Origin of the sequence: Croceifilum oryzae, assembly GCF_030814315.1 — a bacterium.
Taxonomy (GTDB): domain Bacteria; phylum Bacillota; class Bacilli; order Thermoactinomycetales; family Thermoactinomycetaceae; genus Baia; species Baia oryzae.
Genome location: NZ_JAUSUV010000031.1, coordinates 1 through 1,680, shown reverse-complemented (window position 1 = coordinate 1,680; position 1,680 = coordinate 1). Strand labels below are relative to the sequence as shown.

Annotated in this window: 3 protein-coding genes; all 3 read left to right on the top strand. The window is 37.3% G+C overall.

Annotated elements, in window-relative coordinates; all coding sequences use genetic code 11:
- Positions 1 to 690 (top strand): polymorphic toxin-type HINT domain-containing protein (locus tag J2Z48_RS15660; RefSeq protein ID WP_307255019.1); only part of this gene is annotated, 690 nt, incomplete at its 5' end.
- Positions 691 to 701: 11 nt separating this feature from the next.
- Complete coding sequence (locus J2Z48_RS15655) at positions 702 to 1,013, top strand: hypothetical protein (RefSeq protein WP_307255017.1); 312 nt, start codon at positions 702 to 704, stop codon at positions 1,011 to 1,013.
- 159 nt (positions 1,014 to 1,172) lie between these two features.
- A complete protein-coding gene (locus tag J2Z48_RS15650; RefSeq protein WP_307255015.1) occupies positions 1,173 to 1,478 on the top strand; it encodes a hypothetical protein in 306 nt (101 codons plus the stop codon).
- Positions 1,479 to 1,680: the final 202 nt, after the last annotated feature.

Sequence of the window (1,680 nt, the reverse complement as noted above, 5' to 3'; positions counted from 1 at the left end):
GCCGCAGATGGTGAGAAACCAATTGAGGACATCCAAGTCGGAGACAAGGTCTTATCCAAAGATGAGAAGACAGGGAAAAGGGAGTACAAGAAAGTCACCCAGCTTTTCAAGCGCGAAGTCGATCAAATCTATACGGTCACAGTCGGCAAAGAGAAAATCGAAACCACTGCCGAGCATCCTTTTTGGGTGAAGGATAAAGGTTGGGTTCCTGTCAAAAACCTCCAAGAAGGCGATCTGCTCGAAGACGAGAACGGAAAAGCATTACCTGTCGAAAAGATCTCTATCAAAAACGAGAAGACCACTGTCTATAACTTCGAGGTAGAGGATTATCATACGTATTATGTGTCGGATACAGGTATCTGGGTTCATAATAAGTGTGGTGTTGATTTATACCGTGCAGTTGGTGCTGGGGAATATCATGATATTATGAAGACAGGGCAGTTTAGATCTGGTCGAAATTCTCTCGAGGGTAAGCAGTTTGGGAAAAATCTGGATGAGACACTCAAATTTGCAGATTTTGCAACAGATACAGTAGCTATAATGAAGGTAACAATCCCGCAAAAGGTATTTAAACAATTAGATCACACACATGTTGACCCCTTTATTTTTAAAAGTGGGACTGCAACTGTTCATCAAGATATGTATAAAACGTTTAATAATTCCTTTGTGAAAATCGAGCATGCTTATTAGGGGACAGCATTATGGATATGAGATTATACTTGAAAGCCAAAATGATTCTTTTTAGATTAGATGAGAAATATAATCTTGATCATGATGGATACTCAGGAATGAATTGTGCTTGCAAGGTTGGAGGAGATTTGATTACCTGTAAAGTTATATACGGTGATAAAGATACTCCTATTGAACGTGAAAAAGAACACATTGTTACAATTGAAGTTTTATATGGCAAGGTAGATATGTATAAGAAACATCTTTATCCTGGTTATAAATTCACTTTGCATCTTGCCTCGATCTTACTTGGTGAGGGAGAAGTTTTGGAAGTGCTTGATTGAATGTTTCAACCGTTGTCTATAGTTAGCTGAACCATTACTAAAATGCTTCTGGACTTTGGTCTAGAGGCATTTTGGTATTAGTCTAAGGTGGCAGTCTCCCTTACATTTGCCAATTGGGCTTCTGACGAGTACAGACTGGGTTAAAATGGAGGAAAATATATGAGTGTAAGTTTATTCTTGAAGGCTAGGCTAATTCTTTTTAGGTTAGATGAGAAGTTTGATATTGACTATGATGGATACTCTGGCATGAAGACTACATTTAAAACTGGGGATACACTGATTTCATGTAGAGTTATTCACGGTGATCCAGAAACCCCAATCGAACGTGAAAAAGAGTATTGTGTCACAATTGATCTGGCATATGGACATTTGTATAAAGATTTAATACACGAAGGTTGTAAATTTACTTTAGTTTTTTCTTCAATTGAATTTGGTGAAGGAGAAATCCTGGAGATATTGGATTGAATTTGTTGATGATTTCCTATATTGGGATTATTAACTAGATATTGATGCTAGAAACCCTTTACATAAGATTGAGTGTGGGTTTTTTATTAGTAAACACTGTTCAGGAACGGCTTAACCCCCGAAATATTGAGTGGATCTCTCTTATTCTCTGTAAATCGCAGATTTAGATATTATTCATTTAGTGTGTTATACATTCACGATC